Origin of the sequence: Pseudonocardia yunnanensis, from assembly GCF_039534065.1 — a bacterium.
Taxonomy (GTDB): domain Bacteria; phylum Actinomycetota; class Actinomycetes; order Mycobacteriales; family Pseudonocardiaceae; genus Pseudonocardia; species Pseudonocardia yunnanensis.
Map to the genome: position 1 here is coordinate 1 of NZ_BAAAUS010000007.1, position 18672 is coordinate 18672.

An 18672-nucleotide genomic window follows, 5' to 3' on the forward strand; every position below is an offset into this window, starting at 1 on the left:
CATGATCTGAACCGCAGAGCCTCACCCGGACCGAGCTACACCACTCGACGGGACGCGACCCTTTGCGCGTGCCCGCGGGTCTCGGCTAGACGAGTGGCGCGGCGGTCCGATAGGGCTGGACCAGAGTGCCGTTCGTTCACCTGGGGGCAGGCAGGCTGCGCGGCGGCCGCTGGGGAGACCCGCGGCTCGACCGACAGGGCTCGATCCGCGGCGCGTTCGTCGCAACTCAACGCTGTCGGCGCAGGCTGTCGATCAAGCGGTCAACGCGAGCGACGGCAGAATCCAGCAGGCAACAGGCCGTGCCGTTCCGGAGCGGAAGTACGAACGGTGCCTGGCTCAGCCGAGAAAGTCGATCAGCTCCCGCACCAGTTCGTCCGGCCGTTCCTCTGCCAGGTAGTGCCCCGCACCCGGCAGTTCGACATACCGGATGTCGTCCGCACGCCCCTCCATGGCTGCTTCGAGGAAGGAGATGTAAACGCCGCCCAAGCCCAATACCGGCATCTTCAGGACCGGGTACGTCGTTGCGTCGTCGATGTCCTGCCCGAAGGTCTGGTACCAGCGGTTGGCCGCGCTGACCGCTCCCGGCTTCTCGTACGCCTCCGTGTAGATCACCCTGCTGCGCTCGTCGATGGCCTCGGGATCCCTGGCTATGTAGTCGACGGACCAGTCGAGGATCAGCCGAAAGCGCCCGGCCAGCAGCTTCTCCGGCAGGCCGGGAACCTGGTTGAACGCGAACCACCACAAGTGGCGTTGTCCGGCAACGGGCAGCACGGGGAGAGTGCGCCAGGCCTCGTGCGGATGTCCGGGCTCCCAGAGCGCAAGCCTTGTGGTGGCCTCCGGGTGATTGGCGGCGAAGCTGAAGGCCACCATCGAGCCGATGTCTTCTCCGGCAACGGCCACCTTGTCATAGCCGAGCGCGCGCACGAGCTGGTAGACGTCGGAAGCCATGGTCTTCTTGTCGTAGCCATTCGCGGGCTTGTCCGAATCGCCCATGCCGCGGATGTCGACGGCAATCACTCGATACCGCTCTGCGAGCGCGGGCATCATCTTGTGGAACTGCCACCACGTCCTGGGCCATCCGGGCAGGAGCACCAACGGGTCCCCTGTCCCGCCGCTCACGTAGTGCAACCGGATTCAGTTGACCTCGGCGTATCCGTCCGTGAACCCGTTCAGGACCGCGGCTGGAAGATAATCCTGCACAGGCACCAGGTTGACCGGTAGATCCCGAGGCATCGAGAAGAGAGTCCCGCAGGACTGGACACGAACCTGGAAGTGTCTGGAACCTGACCGCACACTCCCCACCGATGAGCGAGACGGCGCGCTCCCCACTGTCGGCGGGAAGCACGCCCGACACCACGTAGACGCTCACGCGGATTCCGCGCCACCGAGGCCAGATCATCGCCGACGCCCACCGTGCGGCATTTGCGGCCCACGCCGAGCAGACCTGCTCGCCCGTATCCGCTGACAACGCCATCAACCTGGAGGAAGGCATGGCCGTCACGACCGGATCGATGACCGACGAACAACGCAAGTCCGTCGCACTGGAATCTCTCAAGGCGTTCGACAGCGGCGGTACGACGAGTACCGGCGGCAGCATCCTCGACCTGTTCGCCGACGATGCGGAGGTCTTCTTCCCCAAGTGGGGCATCGCCGCGGGCAAGGAATCGGTCGGGAAGTTGTTCTCCGATGTTGGTTCCACCCTCAAGGAGATCAAGCACGACTACGCGACGATCAACTGGATCTTCTCGGGCTCGGACATGGTCGTCGCGGAGGGTACGAACCGCGGTGAGCACAGGGACGGGCCATGGCGCGCGGACGAGCCGGGCTGGGGTGCAGGCCGCTGGTGCGACGTGTTCGAGATCCGCGACTTCCTGATCCAGCGCGTGTTCATCTATTTCGATCCCGACTACGCCGGTCGCGATACGGACCGCTACCCCTGGCTCGCCGAGCGGTAGCGGCCGAGCCCCGCTCAGTGCCAGTGCGGCCCGAACCAGCTCGACGGCGCGGCGTGCCCCGCGGGGGGTGCCGTGCGCGATCTGCTGCTGTCGGCCCGAGGCACTGGTGGTGGCCACGACGGTGGAGCGGTATTTCGCGCGAACTCCAGGGATCGGGCAGCCCGAACCGACCTGCATGGATCTTATGCGTGTTGTGTCGATTCGGCCGATTTGTCCGAACGAACTGTAGCTGCGCTGAGACGGATTTCATCATGAGTGCGAAGCCAACAGAAGGCCTGGGCGTCCTGCGTCGGCAAAACCCAATTCGGGCGGAGATATCGGGCTCGGCGAAGGGCGTGGGCAAAAGCTGGAACGAACGCCTGCTGTTCGCGTCCGATCTCGGCGGCACCGCCGTGTTCGCCATGGGCGGCGCGCTGACCGCGATCCAAGCCGGCCTTGACCTGCTTGGCGTGCTCGTCCTTTCGTTCTGCACCGCGCTGGGCGGCGGGGTGGTACGAGACCTGCTGATCGGTGACGTGCCGCCGATCGCCATCCGGGACTTCCGCTACCCGGTCGTCGCCTTCGCTGTCGGCGCGCTGACCTTCCTGCTCCATGGGCCGATCGAGATGATCCCCTTTCCGTTCGTGATCACGTTCGATGCGGCGGGGCTGAGTCTGTTCGCCGTTTCCGGTGCGGGCAAAGCGCTCGCCCGCCGCATCCACCCCTTCGTCGCCACGCTGATGGGCGCGATCACCGGGGCGGGTGGCGGCGTAATCCGTGACATGCTGCTGGCCCGCGTGCCGCTGGTGCTGCATGTCGACATCTACGCCACCGCCGCTCTGGCGGGCGCCGCCGTGCTGGTGGTGATGCGCGCGCTCAGCGTCCCCACGGACTGGGCCACCGCCGTGGGCGGGCTGGCCTGCTTCGCCCTACGTCTGGTAGCGGTCTGGCAGGGCTGGGGCCTGCCGCGGGTAGAGGGATTTTAGAGTCGCTGCTGCACCCCGCTGCGAGCAGCGAACAATGCGACGAAACACTGCCGATGCTCCGGTTGAACGGTTAGGGCTTGAGCACGTAGCGACCACGCATCCCGCCCTTGGCCACGGCCCGGTGGGCGTCGGCGACCTGGTCCAGCGGTAGGACTGCGTGCACCCGGACCGGCAGTTCGCCGGAGGCGGCGCGGGCGAGCAGGTCGCCCAGTCGAGGGCCGTCGGGGTGCGCTACCACGGCGTGGACGCTGATCCCACGCTCCGTCGCGGGCTCGGCGCTCGGCTGGACGCCGACGAAGGTCCCGCCATCGCGGACCAGGGCGAGGCCACGTCCCTGCAGTGCGGCACCGTCGGCGACCGCGTCCCAGCCCGGTTCGGCGTGCGTGGTGAAGTCGGCGCCGAGGCTGCGGACGAACTCCTCGTCCTCGGCTCTGGCCAGACCGGTCACGTGCCAGCCGCGGTCCTGCGCGAGCGGGGTGAGGAATCCCCCGACAGCGCCGGCCGCGCCGGTCACCAGCAGCCGGTTGTCATCGGCGGGCGCGTCGCCGAGCAGATCGACGATCTGGGCCGCAGCCAGCCCGTTGAGCGGCAGCGTCGACGCCGCGACAAGGTTCAGCCCGTCGGGCACGACGGCGAGGTCGGCGGCCGATACCACAAGCTGCTCGGCGTAGGTACCGAAGTCGCGGTCGAAGCCGGCGACCATGCCGGCGATCCGGGTGCCGACGGCCAAGTCCACCCCGCGTCCGGTGGCGACAACAGTGCCGGCGAAGTCCCAGCCCAGACCGGTGTACTCGGGCTGGTTGACCAATCCCATCGCGTGGAAACGGCCGCCGGCGACCCCCAGGTCGACGGGATTGATCGCTGCAGCGGCGATCTCGACCCGGACCTTGCCCGGCCCGGGCTCGACGACGGGAACGTCGATGATCTCGATCGAGTCGGGTCCGCCCGGGGTGCGGACGACGGCGGTGCGGAAGGTGGACATCCCCATGGTTTCGCTCCGTAAAGGGTTGTGTTCGGCGCTGTGCCACATCACTGTGGACGGGTAACTCTCCAATGGGGAGTGCGCACTTCGAAGTGCGTTACTCACCCCTCGGTGCGAAGGAACGGTCGATGCCAACGCTGACGGCGGCCCAGAAGCGGGCACAGGCGCAGTCGGACTACGACGCGTTCCTGGCGGGGTGCCCGAGCCGCCAGCTGCTCGATCGGATCTCCGACAAGTGGGTCGCGCTGATCTTGGCGGCGCTCGGCAGCGACGGCCCGCACCACCCCGGCGGCGACTGCATCGGCGAGCCGCGGGCGATGCGCTACTCGGAGCTGTCCCGCCGGCTGGCCGGGGTCAGCCAGAAGATGCTCACCCAGACGCTGCGCTCGCTCGAGCGCGACGGCCTGGTCACCCGCACCGTGACGCCGACCGTGCCGGTCACGGTCACCTACGAGTTGACCGACCTCGGTCTCTCGCTCCAGCACATGATGCGCGGCATCAAGGAGTGGGCCGAGGCACACATGGACGAAGTACTCGACAATCGCGAGGAGTACGACGACCGCGTCGACTGAATGATCTGCGACCCGTCCGTGACGCCGGCGCTGGGCGGGCCCATCTCGCCGAGCATGCGGCCGCGACCCTGATGCAGCTGAGGGAATGCTGTCTCGCTATGGGTGGTTCGGGTGATTTGTGCGCTATGGAATCTACGTACCATCGTTCGGCTCTTACGGCGACCCTGGCGTCCTTCGTGACCTGGCGGTCGCTGCGGAGGCGTCCGGCTGGCACGGCTTCTTCATGTGGGACCTGATCACCCCCGACGAGTACGACCCGCCGGTCGCAGATCCGTGGGTCGTGCTCGCTGCGATTGCGCAGGCCACTACCACGATTCAGCTGGGCCCGATGGTCGTTCCCCTGCCGCGGCGGCGGCCGGCGAAGCTCGCGCTCGAGGCGAGCACGCTGCAGTCGTTGTCCGGTGGCCGGCTCATCCTGGGTCTCGGCGCCGGCGTCGGGTGGGACTACGCGAGGTTCGGCGAGTCCGCGAAGAGGGCCGAGTTGGCCGCCCGGCTGGACGAGGGGGCGGCGCTTCTGCACGCGCTGCTGTCGGGAGAGCCGGTCGACCACGCCGGCACGTACTACCGGGCCGCGGACGTCCGTTTCCCGCCCGCTGCGGTGCCCGTCTGGACGAGTGGTTTCTGGCCGCGGAAGGGTCCAGTTCGCGCTGCGCGGAAAGCCGATGGGCTGTTCCCGCAGATACGCGACGAGGCCGACGACTTCCGGCTCCCGACGCCGGAGGAGGTCCGCGCGATCCGCGGCGAGTTCGTGGCTGCCGGCGGCCGATCCGACGGCGACCTTGCGATCTGGTCGCCGAGCGAGGCAGCCGCTCCCGACGCCCGGCGCGCGGCGGAGTACGAGGATGCCGGCGTCACCTGGTGGTTCCAGGACGGGTCGGAACTCTCACCGGACAAGTTGCACGCGCGGATCGCCGCGGGGCCACCCCGCAGCTGACCCAGGCGTCTGCCATCAGGCTGAGCGCGTCAGGCCCGAGACACCGTTAGATCCACGGCCCGGCGACCGCGATCTCGTCGACGAGCGCGGCCAGTTCGGCGGGACGGGACAGGAACGGCGGGTGGCTGGTCGGGATCCGACGGATGCTCTTCGCGCGAAGGGCCATCTGCTCCTGAATCCGGACCGGGATTGCGGCGTCGTTTTCGGTGATGACGTAGGTGGACGGGACGGTGTGCCACGCGGCCCGGGTCACGCGGTCGGCGAACGGTTGGCGGAGTTGGTCGACGAGCCGGCTGACGGCCAGGTCGGCCACCGCCTCGGGGACGTCGGCGTAGAGCTGGGCCCGCGGGTCCGAGCCGATCGGGAACAGGCCCTCCGTCGAGTCGGGATCGGGGGCGCCGTGCAGGCTGAACAGCGACTCGCCGATGTCGGGGACGTAGGCGGCCAGGTACACGAGTTGCTGAACGTCGGGCAGGTCGGTGAGGCCCTCGGTGGCAGGGATGCCGGCGTACGAGTGGGCCACGACGACGACCGGACCGCCGATTGCTTCGATCGCTGCGCGGATCGCATCGGCGTCTTCTCGCAGGCCGCCACGCGGGTCGGGGCCGGTGGTGGGCAGCTTCACCGCGCGGCTTGCGTAGTCGAGGGCGTCGAGCTCCCCGCGCAGTAGGTCCCAGGTGGACGGAGGTGCCAGGCGCCCGGAACAAGAACGAGTGTGGGCCGCTGAGCGGTCATGATGCTTCTCCCTGGATGAGCTGGACAGCATCTCGAAAGGGGAAAAGTTACAGAGCTGAATTGTAACGTATAACGGTGTCGGCAAAGTGCGCGCGTCGCTGGCGTAGGCGTGCTGCTGTCTCTCCTAAGGTCGACCCAATGGGCTGTTCATCATCAGTGCGTCGTCCGGCCGATCTCGACATCGTTCGCGAGTCCTACGACCGCGTCGCGGACAACTACGTGGACATGGTGGCGACGACTGGCCTCGGTGACGTCCGCAGTCAGCCGTGGCTACGAGCCGCAATGGACGTGTTCGCCGACGCGGTCGGCGGGCTGGGTCCGGTACTCGACGTCGGGTGCGGCCCAGGCACCGTGACGGCGTATCTGGCTGATCGCGGTGTGGACGCCTCAGGCGTGGACTTGTCGCCTCGCATGATCGAGCACGCACGCCGTCTGTACCCCCAGTGCAGCTTCAGTGTGGCCTCGTCGACCGATCTCGATCTGGCCGACTCGTCGCTGGGTGGAGTAATGGGGTGGTGGTCGTTGTTCAACCTGCCTCGCGACGTTCTGCCGCAGGTCTTGTCGTCGTTCGCCCGGGCCCTGATGCCGAGCGGGCAACTGATCGTCGCGACGCACGTGGGGGACAGCGATGTGGCTCGTACCGAAGCCTACGGCGGTGTCGCGGTCAGCTGGACGACCTACCAATGGCAACCGGAACAGCTCGCCGCGCTGGTCGAGCAGGCAGGACTGCGACCGGTAGCCGAGTTGCGACTTCCCGCCGAGGGGCAAATCGGCCCCGGCGTGGTGATTGTGGCTCAACGCGACTGAGCCTTCCCCGCGATCTTCGACGGGAGTGCGACGAAGCGCCGCGGGACGTCGATCACGATCCTCGCCGCATGTGACCAGATAGCCCCGGCTCGGGTATTACGGTCGGAACATGGACTTCTCCTTGTGGCCCGTGGGCTCGCAGCCGTGGCAGGACACCCTCGAGGCCACCGAGTACGCGGAACGCACCGGCTGGCACGGCGTCTGGGTTGCCGACCACTTCATGGCAAACGGCGCTGAGGGCGTCGGGGTCCCGATGAACGAGTGCATGGCGGTGCTGGCCGCGCTCGCGAGCCGGACCGAACGGGTCCGGCTCGGATCGATGGTGCTCGGCAACACGTATCGGCACCCGGCCGTCGTGGCCAACCAGGCCGCAACCGTCGACCAGATCAGCGGCGGCCGGTTCGTGCTGGGAATCGGGGCCGGCTGGCAGGTCAACGAGCACGAGGCGTACGGCATCGAGCTGCCGCGCCCCCGTGATCTGCTCGCCCGCCTCGACGAGGCCTGCCAGGTGTTCAAGGGCCTGCTCACCCAGGACCGTACGGACTTCGATGGGAAGTACTACCAGCTGACCGGTGCGCCGCTGGAGCCCAAACCGGCCGCGATGCCGCTGCTGATCGGCGGCGCAGGGGAGAAGGTCACCCTGGGCATCGTCGCCAAGTACGCCGACGAGTGGAACCACTGGAGCCTGCCGGAGGTCGCTGCTCACAAGGGCGAGGTGTTCCGCACGCACTGCGAGAAGATCGGCCGCGACCCCGCCACCGTCCGCCGGTCCACCCAGGCGCTGTTCGAGGTCATCGATCCGGGCGACACCGAGGCTGCGGAGCGCCGCGAACGGTTGGTGGCGGCCGGTCGGCCTGTGGTGATGGGCAGCGCCGAGGAACTGCTCGACACGTTCGGCCGGTACGCCGAGGCGGGCATCGACGAGCTGCTGGTCCCGGACGTCACGCTCGGCGGCGGTCAGAGGCGGATCGACGCGCTCGAACGGATCCGCGAGGAAGTCATCGCCAAGCTCGGTTGAGCTGGGTTGTCACCGGCGCCCGCCTCACGCAGGCCGGCGTTGAGTGGAGCGCGGTGATGAAGTCGCGGGCGGTATCCCAGCCTGATTTCGCGTATCAGCGGCTGAGGCTCAGAGCCGCACAGACGGGTGCCGGGCTGTCAGATCCGCCAGATAGCACGGAACCGACCTGCGCGCGGCGTCGACGAAAGCCGACAGGGTTGCGGACGCGTTGTCGGTCCGCCAGGCGAGAACCAGTGGCCGATCCGGGACCGAGCCGGTGAGCGGGACGAATCGCACCCCGCGTCGGCCGAGGTTCACGAAGGAGGTGGGCAGGAACGCGATGCCGAGGCCGGCTGCGACCAGGGCCAGGACGGATTCGACGCGGGGCGACTCGTCGACGATGCGGGGATCGATCTGGTGGCGCCGGAACAGTTCGACGACGTCGGCGTACACGGTGGGTGCCGCGGCCCGCGTCCACAGCAGGGTCGGTTGCCCTGACAGCGCCGACGGGGAGAGCCGTTCCTCGCCGGCCAGGGGGTGATCGTCCCAGAGAACTGCCATCAAGGGGTCGTCGAGCAGCGGTTCGACGGTCAGTGACGCGTCGTCGATGGGACCGCGCAGGAAGCCGATGTCGAGCCGGTGTTCGACGAGTTGGTGTGCCTGCTCGAACGTCCCGAGGTCCACCACCTCCAGTGCGACGTCGGGATGGCTGCGCCGGTGCTCGCGGATGACGTGCGACAGGACGCCGGAGACGGCGGCCTGCATCGCACCGATGCGGACCTGGCCCAGTTGGCCGGCGGCCGCGAGCCTCGCTGCGGCAAAGGCACGTTCGGCGTGCACGAGGCACAGTCGCGCTTCAGCGAGGAACGCTTGCCCTGCCTCGGTCAAGGCGATCGGCCGGCACGAGCGGTCGACGAGTTCGGTCCCCAGCCCCTGCTCGAGTTTGCGGATCTGCTGGCTCAGCGGTGGCTGAGCCATGCGCAGGCGCTCAGCGGCCCGACCGAAATGGCGTTCTTCCGCCACGGCGACGAAGTAGCGAAGTAACCGTAGTTCGGAGCCCGACATATCTCCACGATATGACGGGGGCTGCAATCTGTCTTGGACGTAGATGTTTCCGGGTGCTTAGCGTGAGATCCACGGGAACCGCAGCGCGCGCCGACTCACGGCAGTAGGCGCGTTTTGCCGGATTGGGGGAGATTGAATGAAGCTCTACCAGGCGTTGGCCGACGCCTTGATCGAGCAGGACGAGGCGCCGGTCTTCGGGCTGATGGGTGACGCGAACATGCTCTACGTCTCGGCGTTCCGCGAGCGGGGTGGCAGGTTCGTCGCTGCCGCCCACGAGACGGGCGCGGTGGCGATGGCGGACAGCTGGTCGCGGGCTACCGGGCGGATCGGCCTCTCGACCGTCACCCACGGGCCCGGTGTCACCAACGCCCTCACCGGCCTGGTCGAGGCGGTGCGCAGTCGCAGCCACGTGCTGCTGTTGACCGGCGCGACCCCGGCCGAGCCGACCCACTTTCAGCGGCTCGACCTCTCGACCTTCGCAGCTGCGGCGGGTGCCGGGTTCGAGCGTGTTTATCGGCCGGAGTCGCTGTACCGAGACCTGAGTCGCGCGTTGCAGAGAATCGTCGCCGAGGACCGGCCGGTACTACTCGATGTGCCATTCGATCTGCTGCTCGCGTCCGTCTCGGTCGATCCTGCGGCGTTGCGGGCGCCCTCCCACCGAGCGCGATCCGTCGCGGGGGAGATGCAGCTCGACGCCGCGCTGGGCCTGATCGTCTCGGCGAAACGCCCGGTGATCCTGGCCGGGCGGGGCGCGGTGACCGCCGGTGCGGCGAGGTCGCTGGCCGAGCTGTCGGAGCTGATCGGCGCTCCGCTCGCAACATCGGTGCTGGCCAAGGACCTGTTCGCCGGTCATCCGGGCAACCTCGGCATCTGCGGCAACCTCGCACACTCGGCCGCATCGACCGTGCTTGCCGAGGCCGACTGCATCGTCGCCTTCGGGGCGAGCCTGAACATGCACACGACAATGCGCGGCGAGCTCACCTCGGGGAAGAAGATCGTTCAGATCGATTCCGATCCGGGCAGATTCGGCTGGTATCTGCGGCCCGACGAGGCTGTGGTGGGGGACGCCGACGATGTAGCGAGTGTGCTCATCGCCCTCCTGCGCGAGGCAGGACACACGTCGCAGCGAGCCTGGCTCGATCGGGCGCAGGGCCTCATCGCTGACGTCGATCCCCGGTCCGAGTTCCAGGATCGCTCGAACGGCAGGACTATCGACGTGCGTGTCGCGGCGGCCGAGGTCGACGAGCGTCTGCCCGCCCGGCGCAACGTCGTCAGCGACATCGGTAGGTTCGTCAACGCCGCCTGGCCCTACATCCACACCGATGACGCCTCCCGGTTCACGGCGATGGGCGGATTCGGCGCGATCGGACTGGGTCTGGCGGGTGCGATCGGCATGGCCGTGGCGCGCCCGGACGCCCCGACCGTCTGCCTCGTCGGCGACGGTGGATTCATGATGAATCCCGCCGAGTTGGCCACCGCGGTCCGCGAGCAGCTTCCCGTGATCGTGGTGGTCTTCGACGACGGGGCCTATGGCGCTGAGTACCACAAGTTCGTGGTGCACGGTGTCGATCCCGCGCACTCGTACATGAGCTGGCCGGACATCGAGCGGGTGGCGGAGGGCCTCGGCGCGGAGGCGATGTCGGTTGCCAAGACCTCCGACTTCGACGCCGTCTCGGAATTGCTCGCGAACCGCACCCGCCCGCTCGTGCTCGACATCCGCCTGGACCCGACGGTCGACATCGTTGCCTGACCATGCGTGCCTCTCGTACTCGTCACCGAGCCGGCCATGAGGTCGTCGTCAGAACGAGCTCTCGAGCGAATAGCGATAGAACGAGGCCGCCGCGGGCTCGAGGCGCCGTTTGTTCGACGTGATCAGCCCGATCTCGCGGTGGCGATGCGGTCGGAGGCCCGGTTCCGCGGTACCGGCAAGCGGTCCGCCCTCACGGGCCGGCAGAACCGCCACCCCGAGACCGACCCCGACCAAGCCCCGGACGGTCTCCACGTCGTCGCCTTCGAACCCGTGAGCAGGACTGAATCCCGCCGCAGTGAACAGGCTGTCGACCAGGCTGCGGAATCCCACCCCCGGCCGCAGACTCACGAACGGCTCGTGGCGACACTCCTCCAGACGGACTCGCCGGCGCTTCGCCAGCCGATGATCGGCCTGCACGACCAGGACGAGAGGCTCTCGATACAACGCCACCGAATGCAGATCCGTCGGCACGGCCAGAGTGGAACTCAAGGCGACATCGACCGTTCCCGCAGCAACCCGCTCGAGCAGCTCGTGATGGCCGGCCTGCAGAAGGCTGAACCGCACATGAGGGTATTCGGACCGGAAGCCGCGCAGCAGGGCGGGCACGCTGGTCGTGCCCAAGCTGCGCAGGAACCCGAAGACCACATGGCCTCGCGCCGGATCCGCGGCCTCCAATGCCCGGGCCACCCCTATGGCCAAGCTCTGGTGCGAGGTGACGACCGCATCGGCGAGAGCGACTCCGGCCGCGGTCAGCTCCGATCGCCGCCCGACCCGCCTGGTCAACGCAACCCCGACGGTGCTGCTCAGGTCGCCGATCCAGCGGGTGGCAGTCGGCTGGGGCACACCGGCGGCTTCCGCGGCCGCGCTGAGATGACCGTGAGATCGCATTGCCCGCAACAGAGTGAGGTGCGGTGTGAGGTCTGCGGCAATGATTTCCGCCGTACCTGCCATGACCACATCGTACTCATTTCTGGATCGACTGGCATCCGAAATCCTATAGGACGGATGGCTCGCGCGTGCCTAGCGTCAATCTTGTGATAAGTGCATCCGAGAATCCGATCACGCGCGAACTCGTGGCCGCCGACGAGGTCGGACACCGCCGGGGAACCCGCGAGTTCCGTCGTGTCAACCTTGCGCTCGTGGCCGGGGCCTGCGCCACGTTCGCCGTGCTCTACAGCATGCAGGCGCTGTTCCCGGCGGTCGGTCGGCAGTTCGGGGTGAGCCCGGCGATCGCGAGCTTGACGCTGTCCGTGCCGACGGCAGTGCTCGCGCTCTCGACGATCCCGCTCGCCGCAGTTTCCAAAACCCACGGACGCACGAAGGTCATGTCGATCTCCATCGTCGCAACCGCCGTGATCGGCCTGGCTGTTCCGTTCGCACCGAGCTTTGCGGTTCTGTTGGTGCTACGCGGGTTGGAGGGCTGTGCCCTGGCCGGGCTCCAGGCCACGGCGATGTCGTATCTATCCGAGGAACTCCACCACAGTTCCCTGGGCTCGGGGATGGGCCTCTACGTTGCGGGTACCGCGTTCGGCGGCATGCTCGGACGCACGCTGGCCGGAGCGGTCGTCGATTTCGCCAGTTGGCGCGTAGCGCTCGCGACGGTGAGCGTCCTGTCGGTGTTCGCCGCTGTGGTCTTCATTCCGACGATCCTGCCGTCGCGGAACTTCCGCCCCGTCCCGTTGCGCTTCGCCGCGGCGCCGGGTAGCGGGTCACGAACCTTCAGCGACCGGGGATTGACAGCTCTCTACGTGATCGGGTTCCTGGACATGGCCGGGTTCGTGACCGTCTACAACTATCTCGGGTACCGGCTGCTCTCTCCGGAGTTCGGGCTCTCGCAGGCGTTGGTCGGCGCCCTGTTCGTCATCTATGTAACGGGCGCGGGGGCGTCCACCGTGGCCGGCCGGCTGGTCGGTGTGTTCAGCTACCGAGCAGTGCTCTGGCCCAGCGCGCTCGTAGCACTCGCCGGGGTGGTCCTGATGCTCAGCTCCCACGTCGCGGTGATCGTGATCGGTCTGGTCCTGGTCACGATCGGGTTCTTCGCCACCCACTCCGTGGCCAGCGGCTGGGTCGGCGCCCGATCAGGACAACTGCGCGGCTCGGGCCCTGCGGCGTACCTGTTCTGCTACTACCTCGGTTCTTCGATCGGAGGCACCGTCGGCGGCGTCTGGTACGGCCGATCAGGCTGGAATGGTCTCTCGATCTACCTTGCGGTCATCTTCGCCGCGATCATCGCCGTCGGTGTTTCGCTACGACACCTACGGCCGATCGCGTCCTCGCCCGTCGCCGACAGATAGAAGGCGCGCATTCTGTGAACCCGGTGGAACGAGAGTGGAGATCGTGCTGGAACGGGGGAATGGATCAGATGCAATTCGAACTCGATTACATCGGTGGGCATGTTGACACATTCGACGGGTCGCAAGCCACCGACCAGGCCACGGTGCGATGATGACGCGGGCTCGTTCCACACCCTTACTGGCCGTCGGCGTCATCTTGCTGGGAGCGAACCTGCGGCCGCTGGTGGTCGCCGTGTCCCCGCTGCTGGGTGCGATTCGCGCCGACACGGGGTTGTCGGTGGCGACCGCCGGACTGCTGACCACTCTGCCGGTGCTGTGCTTCGGCGTGCTGGCGCCGCTCGCCCCTCGGCTGGGCCGACGGCTCGGCATGGAACCGACGCTGCTGCTCACCATGGTGCTGATCACGGCCGGTGCGGCGATTCGCCTGCTGCAGCCACTGGCGGCGATCCTCGCCGGCACAGTGCTGATCGGTGCCGGCATCGCGGTCGCCAACGTGCTACTGCCGGGAGTGATAAAGCGCGACTTCGAGCGCAGAGTCGGCCTGATGGCCGGGCTCTACACCATGACGATGTTCGCAAGCCCTGCCATCGCCGCTGGATTGAGCGTCCCACTGGAGCGGGCGACCGGGCTGGATTGGCGCTGCGTGCTCGCGTTGTGGGGTGTGCCGGCAGTCGCGGCGATCATCGTTTGGCTGCCCCAGACTCGTCGGCACACCCGAGTTTCTGCTGCCGACACACAGGCGGCCGCGCATCCGGTGCGTGGACTCTGGCGCAACCCGCTCGCCTGGGCGGTCACCTGCTTCATGGGTTTGCAGGCGATGACCTTCTACATGGTTGTGGCTTGGCTGCCGACTCTGCTGTCCGACGCGGGAATGAGCGACGTGACCGCGGGCGTGATGCTCTCGCTGAGCAGCGTCGTGGGAATCGTCGGGGCATTCCTGGCTCCGCTGCTCGCGGGGGGAGCAGCACGGACCGCGGCGATTGTGGTGGCCGGTTCGGTGCTGTACGTGATTGCCCTCGGTGGATTGATGGTCGCGCCGATCGCTGGGGCGTATTTGTGGATGTCGTTGCTCGGACTCGGCCAGGGCGCAGCGACAAGTCTGGCCCTGCTCTGCATCATGCGGCGGGCACCGGACATTCGGCACGCAGCGCAGTTGTCCAGCATGTCGCAATGCTTCGGCTATGTGCTGGCGGCGCTCGGTCCACTCGCGCTGGGTGTGGTCCATCAGGCGGCCGGCGGCTGGACGATTCCGCTTCTTCTGGTCATCACGGTTCTCGTGCCACAGACCCTCGCTGGAGTACTCGCAGCGCGAGACAGGCACGTCTCCGGTTATCCCGACGAGCCTCCTGTGCGGGCCGAACTGCTGCCCTTCCCCAACTCGCGCCGACGGCTGGGTACGGGTCCCGGATAGATCACCGTCGCGCAAACCGCGCTCGATGATCGAGACTGTCGTCATAGCCGAACAGGCATGGTCCGAGCCGGAAAAGGTTCTTGTGTGCACGGCCCTGCGGGCCGAGTCTGACCTGCGACCTGGCTCATACCCGCGGGCGCTGTCACAGGGTGCGCAGGGAGTACGCATGGACGTTCGAGGAGGACCATTCGATGTCGGCAGTGGCGGGATGTCCGGTAGCCCACGGGTTCGATCCTCTTTCCGATGAATATCTGGCGGAGCCGTATTCGATCCTCAACGATCTGCGGGAGAGTGGGCCGGCTCATCATGTGCCCTCGATCGACTATTGGGTGATCACTCGCTACGAGGACATCGCGGCCATCCTGTCCGACCCCGCGACATATTCCGCGACGGTTGCGCAAGCTCCGTTGTCAGCATTGACGGACGAGGCTCAGGATATTCTGAGGCGGGGCCTGCGCAATGTGCCGGTCCTGTCCAACCTCGACCCGCCGGCCCACAGTCGCATCCGCCTCCACCTCGCGCCGCTGTTCCTGCCGCGCAAGGTGGCGAAGCTGCAGCAGCGGATCGAGGAGTTCTCGATGCGCCTGATCGATGACTTCGCGCAGTTGGGCCGGGTGGACATCGTGCCCGCCCTGACGTTCCCGCTGCCTGCGCTCACGGTCTTCCGTCTGCTCGGATTCCCCGATGCGGACGTCGAGCAGCTCAAGCAGTGGTGCGGAGACAAGCTGGAGATCAACTGGGGGCGCCCTGACGCCGACTACCAGCTGCGCGCGGCCACGAACATGGTCAAGTTCTGGGACTACTGTGAGCGCTTCGTCGAGCAGCAGGCGCAGGCGCCGGGCGACAACCTGACCAGCCAGTTGCTTCGTCAGCGGGAGTCCGACGATGGCGCGCTGAACGATCAGGAGATCGCGAGCGTCATCTTCGCGTTGAGCTTCGCCGGTCACGAGACGACGACGAACCTCATGGGCAATGCCCTGCGCAACCTCCTCTCCCGCCCTGGTCTGTGGCAGCGATTGCACGCGGACCCGACGCTGGTCGACTCCGCTGTCGAGGAGACGCTGCGGTTCGACTCCTCGGTGATCGCCTGGCGGCGAGTCACGACCAAGGCGGTCACCATCGGGGGTGTCGACATCCCCGCGAACGCACGGTTGATGCTCGCTTTCGGCGCCGCCAATCACGATCCGAGTGTGTTCCCCGAGCCTGAGGTGTTCGACATCCAGCGCGAGAACGCGCGGGTGCAGCTCTCGTTCGGCAAGGGAACCCATTTCTGCTTGGGCCAGCATCTGGGCAGGGTCGAGGTGCGCACCGTGATCGGCATGTTGGCCCGCCGTTTCCCCGACCTCCGGTTGGCGGAAGGGCAGACCGTGACGTATCCCAGGAACATCTCCTTCCGCGGTCCCGAAAGCCTGATCGTCGAGTGGAGTCCGGAGGGGGCTGCGCAATGGGCATGACCCTCAGCATCGACCGGGCCGGCTGCACGAGCTGCGGCGACTGTGCGCTGGCAGCACCCGAGGTGTTCGACCTCGACGACGACGACGCCAAGGTGATCCTGTTGCTGGCGCATCCGCCGGAGTCCGCGCGCGTGGCCGTGGAGCAGGCGATCCGGGACTGCCCGGCCGGTGTGCTCGCCATGGTGGAGACGTGACCGGTGCGGATCGCGTAGTCGTGGTCGGCGCCTCTCGGGCCGGGACGACGGTGGTCGAGACGCTACGCACACGCGGGTTCACCGGGTCGATCACGCTGGTCAGTGACGAAAACGTGATGCCGTACGACCGCACGCATCTCTCGAAGGAGGGCATCCGCAACGCCACGTCGAGCGTCGCGGCCCCGCTGTGCAGCCGCGACGATCTCGTGGGTACCGACCTGCGCCTCGGCACCCGCGCGGTGGGTGTGGACAGCACGAGCCGAACCGTCCACCTCGACGACGGCGCGGAGCTGCCCTACGACGGCCTGTTCGTGGCCACCGGTGCCACGCCGCGCTGGCCCTACGGTCTGAGCGGCTGCGATGGCGTCCACGTGCTGAGGACCTTCGCCGACGCGCAACGTCTGCGCACGGCACTCGCTCGTGCCTCAACGGTGTTGATCGTGGGCGGTGGATTCGTGGGCGCCGAGCTCGCCGTGGCCGCCCGCGAGCGGGAGCTCCCCGTGACGATCGCCGAGGCGGGCGCGACGCTCCTGGAGCGGGGCCTGGGCGAGCAGGTCGGTGCCGAGTGGACCGAGCTGCACCGACGGCGAGGCGTCACTGTCCACTGTGGCAGGACGGTCGTGTCGCTGAACCAGCGCGACGGGCATGTCGACGCAGCCGTGCTGGACGACGGCCAGGTCGTTCCCGCCGATCTGGTCCTGGTGGGAGTGGGCGCCGCACCCAGCACCGACTGGCTCTCCGGCGACGATGCGCTGAAGCTCGACGACGGCCTCATCTGCAGCGAGACGCTCTGCGCCGCACCGGGTATCTATGCGGCGGGTGATGTGGCCCGATGGCGTGACCGGGACACCGGCCGCCTGCTCCGCGTCGAGCACTGGACGAACGCTCACGCGCAGGGTCGCGTCGCGGCCGGGAACTTCCTCGGGGACGACCAGGCCTTCGTGGCGGTGCCCTACGTCTGGTCCGACCAGTACGGGCACCGTCTGCAGATATACGGGACCACCCGCAACCCCGACACCGTCCGAGTGCTCGATCCGGGCGCGGGTGTGTCCCGCCTCGTCGTGTACGAGGCGGATGGTCGGGTGGTGGGCGCTGTCGGAGTCGATGCCGCGAAGGCGTTGCTGCCCTGGCGTCGCGCCATAGCCCGACAACAGCCATTTGACGACGCTCTCCGGGGCCTCACCCCGAACTAGCCCCGTTTCGTGTCGCATGCAGGAGTTATCTCTGATGAACGAGAACCCCGGCCGGGCTGTATCGGTTACCGACGCACCGACGACTCCCCGCTGGCGCGCCGTATGGGCAGGCGCCATCGGCAACTTCACCGAGTTCTTCGACTGGACGATCTACGGCTACATGGCACCGGTCTTCGCCGCCCAGTTCTTCCCGACGGGTAACCAGGCCGCGTCCCTGCTGCTCGCGTTCTCGACCTTCGCCCTCGGCTACCTGATGCGGCCGATCGGCGGTCTCGTCCTCGGTCGGCTGGCCGACGCCGGCGGTCGACGGAACGCACTGTCCCTGGCGATCCTGCTGATGGGTCTCGGCAGCCTCGTCATCGGTCTGCTCCCCACCTACGCCACCCTCGGTCTCGCCGCGCCGATTCTGCTCGGCCTCATGCGACTGCTGCAGGGCTTCTCCGCCGGCGGTGAGGGCGGTGTGTCCGCCACCTTTCTCCTGGAGTTCGCCCCGCCCGGTCGACGAGCCCTCGCCGGTAGCTGGAGGGACTTCAGCAGCGGTGTGAGCCTGTTCGCGGCGCTCGGCGTGGCGACGGCGGTCACCTCGTTGCTGCCGGCCGACGCGTTGTCCTCGTGGGGCTGGCGCCTCCCCTTCCTGCTGGGTGCCGTCCTCGCCCTCGTCGGGCTGGTGCTTCGCCGCAGCGTGACCGAGACGCCTGCCTTCGCCGCCCATCGCGACTCTCAGGACGACGCTCCCCGGCCGGTGCACGACCTGCTCGGGCGGGATCGCCGCAGCTTGGTGCGGGTGATGATCATCGGTGTACTGCCCATGGTCGCGTTTCTGACCTGGCAGATCTACCTTCCGACATACATCTCGTCGGTCACCGATATCCCGCTGGCCATGGCTCAGCAGATAAGTTTGCTGGGCGCTGTGGTCTACCTGCCGCTGATTCCCGTGATGGCGATCCTCGCCGACCGGTTCGGCCGACGGCCCATGATGATCGCGTTCGCGGTGGCGAGTGCGATCTGGGCGTACCCGACCTACGTCCTGCTCTCCAGCTCGACCAGCTTCGTACTGCTCGTGACGATCGTCGGCAACGTCATCGTCGCCATGATGGGTGGCTGTATCTCCGCCACGATGGCCGAACAGTTCCCGACCGCCACCCGCGGATCGGGAGTGTCGCTCGCCTACGCGGTCTCGGCGAGCGTGATCGGCGGGACCTTCCCGATTATCGTCACCTACCTGGCAGCCCAGGGATCGAGGTCGATCATCTTCCTGATCGTGGTCGTGGCTGCCCTGGTCAGTGGCATCGCCTTCTACCTGATGCCCGAGACCCGGGACACGCGGGTATGAGGGCAGACCTCGGTCTTGGGGCATAGGTCGG

Annotated in this window: 18 protein-coding genes; 13 read left to right on the plus strand and 5 right to left on the minus strand. The window is 67.7% G+C overall.

What is annotated here, in order from left to right; genetic code table 11:
- Positions 1–336: 336 nt before the first annotated feature.
- The gene (locus ABD743_RS09340) at positions 337–1092 is read right to left on the minus strand and encodes an alpha/beta fold hydrolase (RefSeq protein WP_344720778.1); all 756 of its coding nucleotides are present in this window, start codon (positions 1090–1092) and stop codon (positions 337–339) included.
- A 398-nt stretch (positions 1093–1490) separates the two neighbouring features.
- On the opposite strand from ABD743_RS09340, the gene ABD743_RS09345 reads away from it, so the two are divergent.
- The gene (locus ABD743_RS09345) at positions 1491–1955 is read left to right on the plus strand and encodes a nuclear transport factor 2 family protein (RefSeq protein WP_344720780.1); all 465 of its coding nucleotides are present in this window, start codon (positions 1491–1493) and stop codon (positions 1953–1955) included.
- Positions 1956–2206: 251 nt separating this feature from the next.
- Positions 2207–2920: a trimeric intracellular cation channel family protein gene (locus ABD743_RS09350; RefSeq protein ID WP_344720782.1), complete on the plus strand. Its 714-nt coding sequence runs from the start codon at positions 2207–2209 to the stop codon at positions 2918–2920.
- Between the two features lie 70 nt (positions 2921–2990).
- Here ABD743_RS09350 and ABD743_RS09355 read toward each other — a convergent pair whose 3' ends face one another.
- On the minus strand, positions 2991–3908 hold the full coding sequence (locus tag ABD743_RS09355) for an NADP-dependent oxidoreductase (RefSeq protein WP_344720784.1): 918 nt from the start codon (positions 3906–3908) through the stop codon (positions 2991–2993).
- Positions 3909–4030: 122 nt separating this feature from the next.
- Here ABD743_RS09355 and ABD743_RS09360 point away from each other — a divergent pair, with 122 nt between their 5' ends.
- On the plus strand, positions 4031–4474 hold the full coding sequence (locus tag ABD743_RS09360; protein WP_344720786.1) for a winged helix-turn-helix transcriptional regulator: 444 nt from the start codon (positions 4031–4033) through the stop codon (positions 4472–4474).
- Between the two features lie 118 nt (positions 4475–4592).
- Entirely contained in the window at positions 4593–5408 is an 816-nt protein-coding gene (locus ABD743_RS09365; RefSeq protein WP_344720788.1) for an LLM class flavin-dependent oxidoreductase, read from the plus strand.
- A gap of 46 nt (positions 5409–5454) precedes the next feature.
- Here the strand turns inward: ABD743_RS09365 and ABD743_RS09370 are convergent, their stop codons facing one another.
- Positions 5455–6174 (minus strand): alpha/beta hydrolase, encoded by a 720-nt coding sequence (locus ABD743_RS09370; protein WP_344720790.1) that lies wholly within the window; start codon positions 6172–6174, stop codon positions 5455–5457.
- Positions 6175–6299: 125 nt separating this feature from the next.
- Between ABD743_RS09370 and ABD743_RS09375 the strand changes: the two genes are divergently transcribed.
- Positions 6300–6950, plus strand: a complete 651-nt coding sequence (locus tag ABD743_RS09375; RefSeq protein WP_344720792.1) for a class I SAM-dependent methyltransferase — start codon at positions 6300–6302, stop codon at positions 6948–6950.
- 109 nt (positions 6951–7059) lie between these two features.
- A complete protein-coding gene (locus ABD743_RS09380) occupies positions 7060–7968 on the plus strand; it encodes a TIGR03560 family F420-dependent LLM class oxidoreductase (protein ID WP_344720794.1) in 909 nt (302 codons plus the stop codon).
- Positions 7969–8076: 108 nt separating this feature from the next.
- Here ABD743_RS09380 and ABD743_RS09385 read toward each other — a convergent pair whose 3' ends face one another.
- The gene (locus tag ABD743_RS09385; RefSeq protein WP_344720796.1) at positions 8077–9012 is read right to left on the minus strand and encodes a LysR substrate-binding domain-containing protein; all 936 of its coding nucleotides are present in this window, start codon (positions 9010–9012) and stop codon (positions 8077–8079) included.
- Between the two features lie 136 nt (positions 9013–9148).
- On the opposite strand from ABD743_RS09385, the gene ABD743_RS09390 reads away from it, so the two are divergent.
- A complete protein-coding gene (locus tag ABD743_RS09390) occupies positions 9149–10762 on the plus strand; it encodes a thiamine pyrophosphate-binding protein (RefSeq protein ID WP_344720798.1) in 1614 nt (537 codons plus the stop codon).
- 48 nt (positions 10763–10810) lie between these two features.
- On the opposite strand, the gene ABD743_RS09395 is transcribed toward ABD743_RS09390, so the two are convergent.
- Complete coding sequence (locus tag ABD743_RS09395; protein WP_344720800.1) at positions 10811–11713, minus strand: LysR family transcriptional regulator; 903 nt, start codon at positions 11711–11713, stop codon at positions 10811–10813.
- Positions 11714–11796: 83 nt separating this feature from the next.
- Between ABD743_RS09395 and ABD743_RS09400 the strand changes: the two genes are divergently transcribed.
- From ABD743_RS09400 to ABD743_RS09425, 6 genes are all read left to right on the plus strand, one after another.
- Positions 11797–13056: an MFS transporter gene (locus ABD743_RS09400; RefSeq protein ID WP_344720802.1), complete on the plus strand. Its 1260-nt coding sequence runs from the start codon at positions 11797–11799 to the stop codon at positions 13054–13056.
- A gap of 232 nt (positions 13057–13288) precedes the next feature.
- Positions 13289–14467 carry a CynX/NimT family MFS transporter gene (locus ABD743_RS09405; protein WP_344720804.1) on the plus strand — a complete coding sequence of 393 codons (1179 nt, stop codon included), beginning with the start codon at positions 13289–13291 and terminating at the stop codon, positions 14465–14467.
- Positions 14468–14658: 191 nt separating this feature from the next.
- Positions 14659–15921 (plus strand): cytochrome P450, encoded by a 1263-nt coding sequence (locus ABD743_RS09410; protein ID WP_344720805.1) that lies wholly within the window; start codon positions 14659–14661, stop codon positions 15919–15921.
- Positions 15918–16115, plus strand: coding sequence for a ferredoxin (locus tag ABD743_RS09415; protein ID WP_344720807.1), 198 nt, complete (start codon positions 15918–15920; stop codon positions 16113–16115). Before ABD743_RS09410 ends, ABD743_RS09415 begins: the two co-directional genes overlap by 4 nt.
- A complete protein-coding gene (locus tag ABD743_RS09420) occupies positions 16112–17308 on the plus strand; it encodes an NAD(P)/FAD-dependent oxidoreductase (RefSeq protein ID WP_344720809.1) in 1197 nt (398 codons plus the stop codon). The genes ABD743_RS09415 and ABD743_RS09420 overlap by 4 nt, the downstream gene beginning before the upstream one ends.
- 34 nt (positions 17309–17342) lie before the next feature.
- On the plus strand, positions 17343–18641 hold the full coding sequence (locus tag ABD743_RS09425) for an MFS transporter (RefSeq protein WP_344720810.1): 1299 nt from the start codon (positions 17343–17345) through the stop codon (positions 18639–18641).
- Positions 18642–18672: the final 31 nt, after the last annotated feature.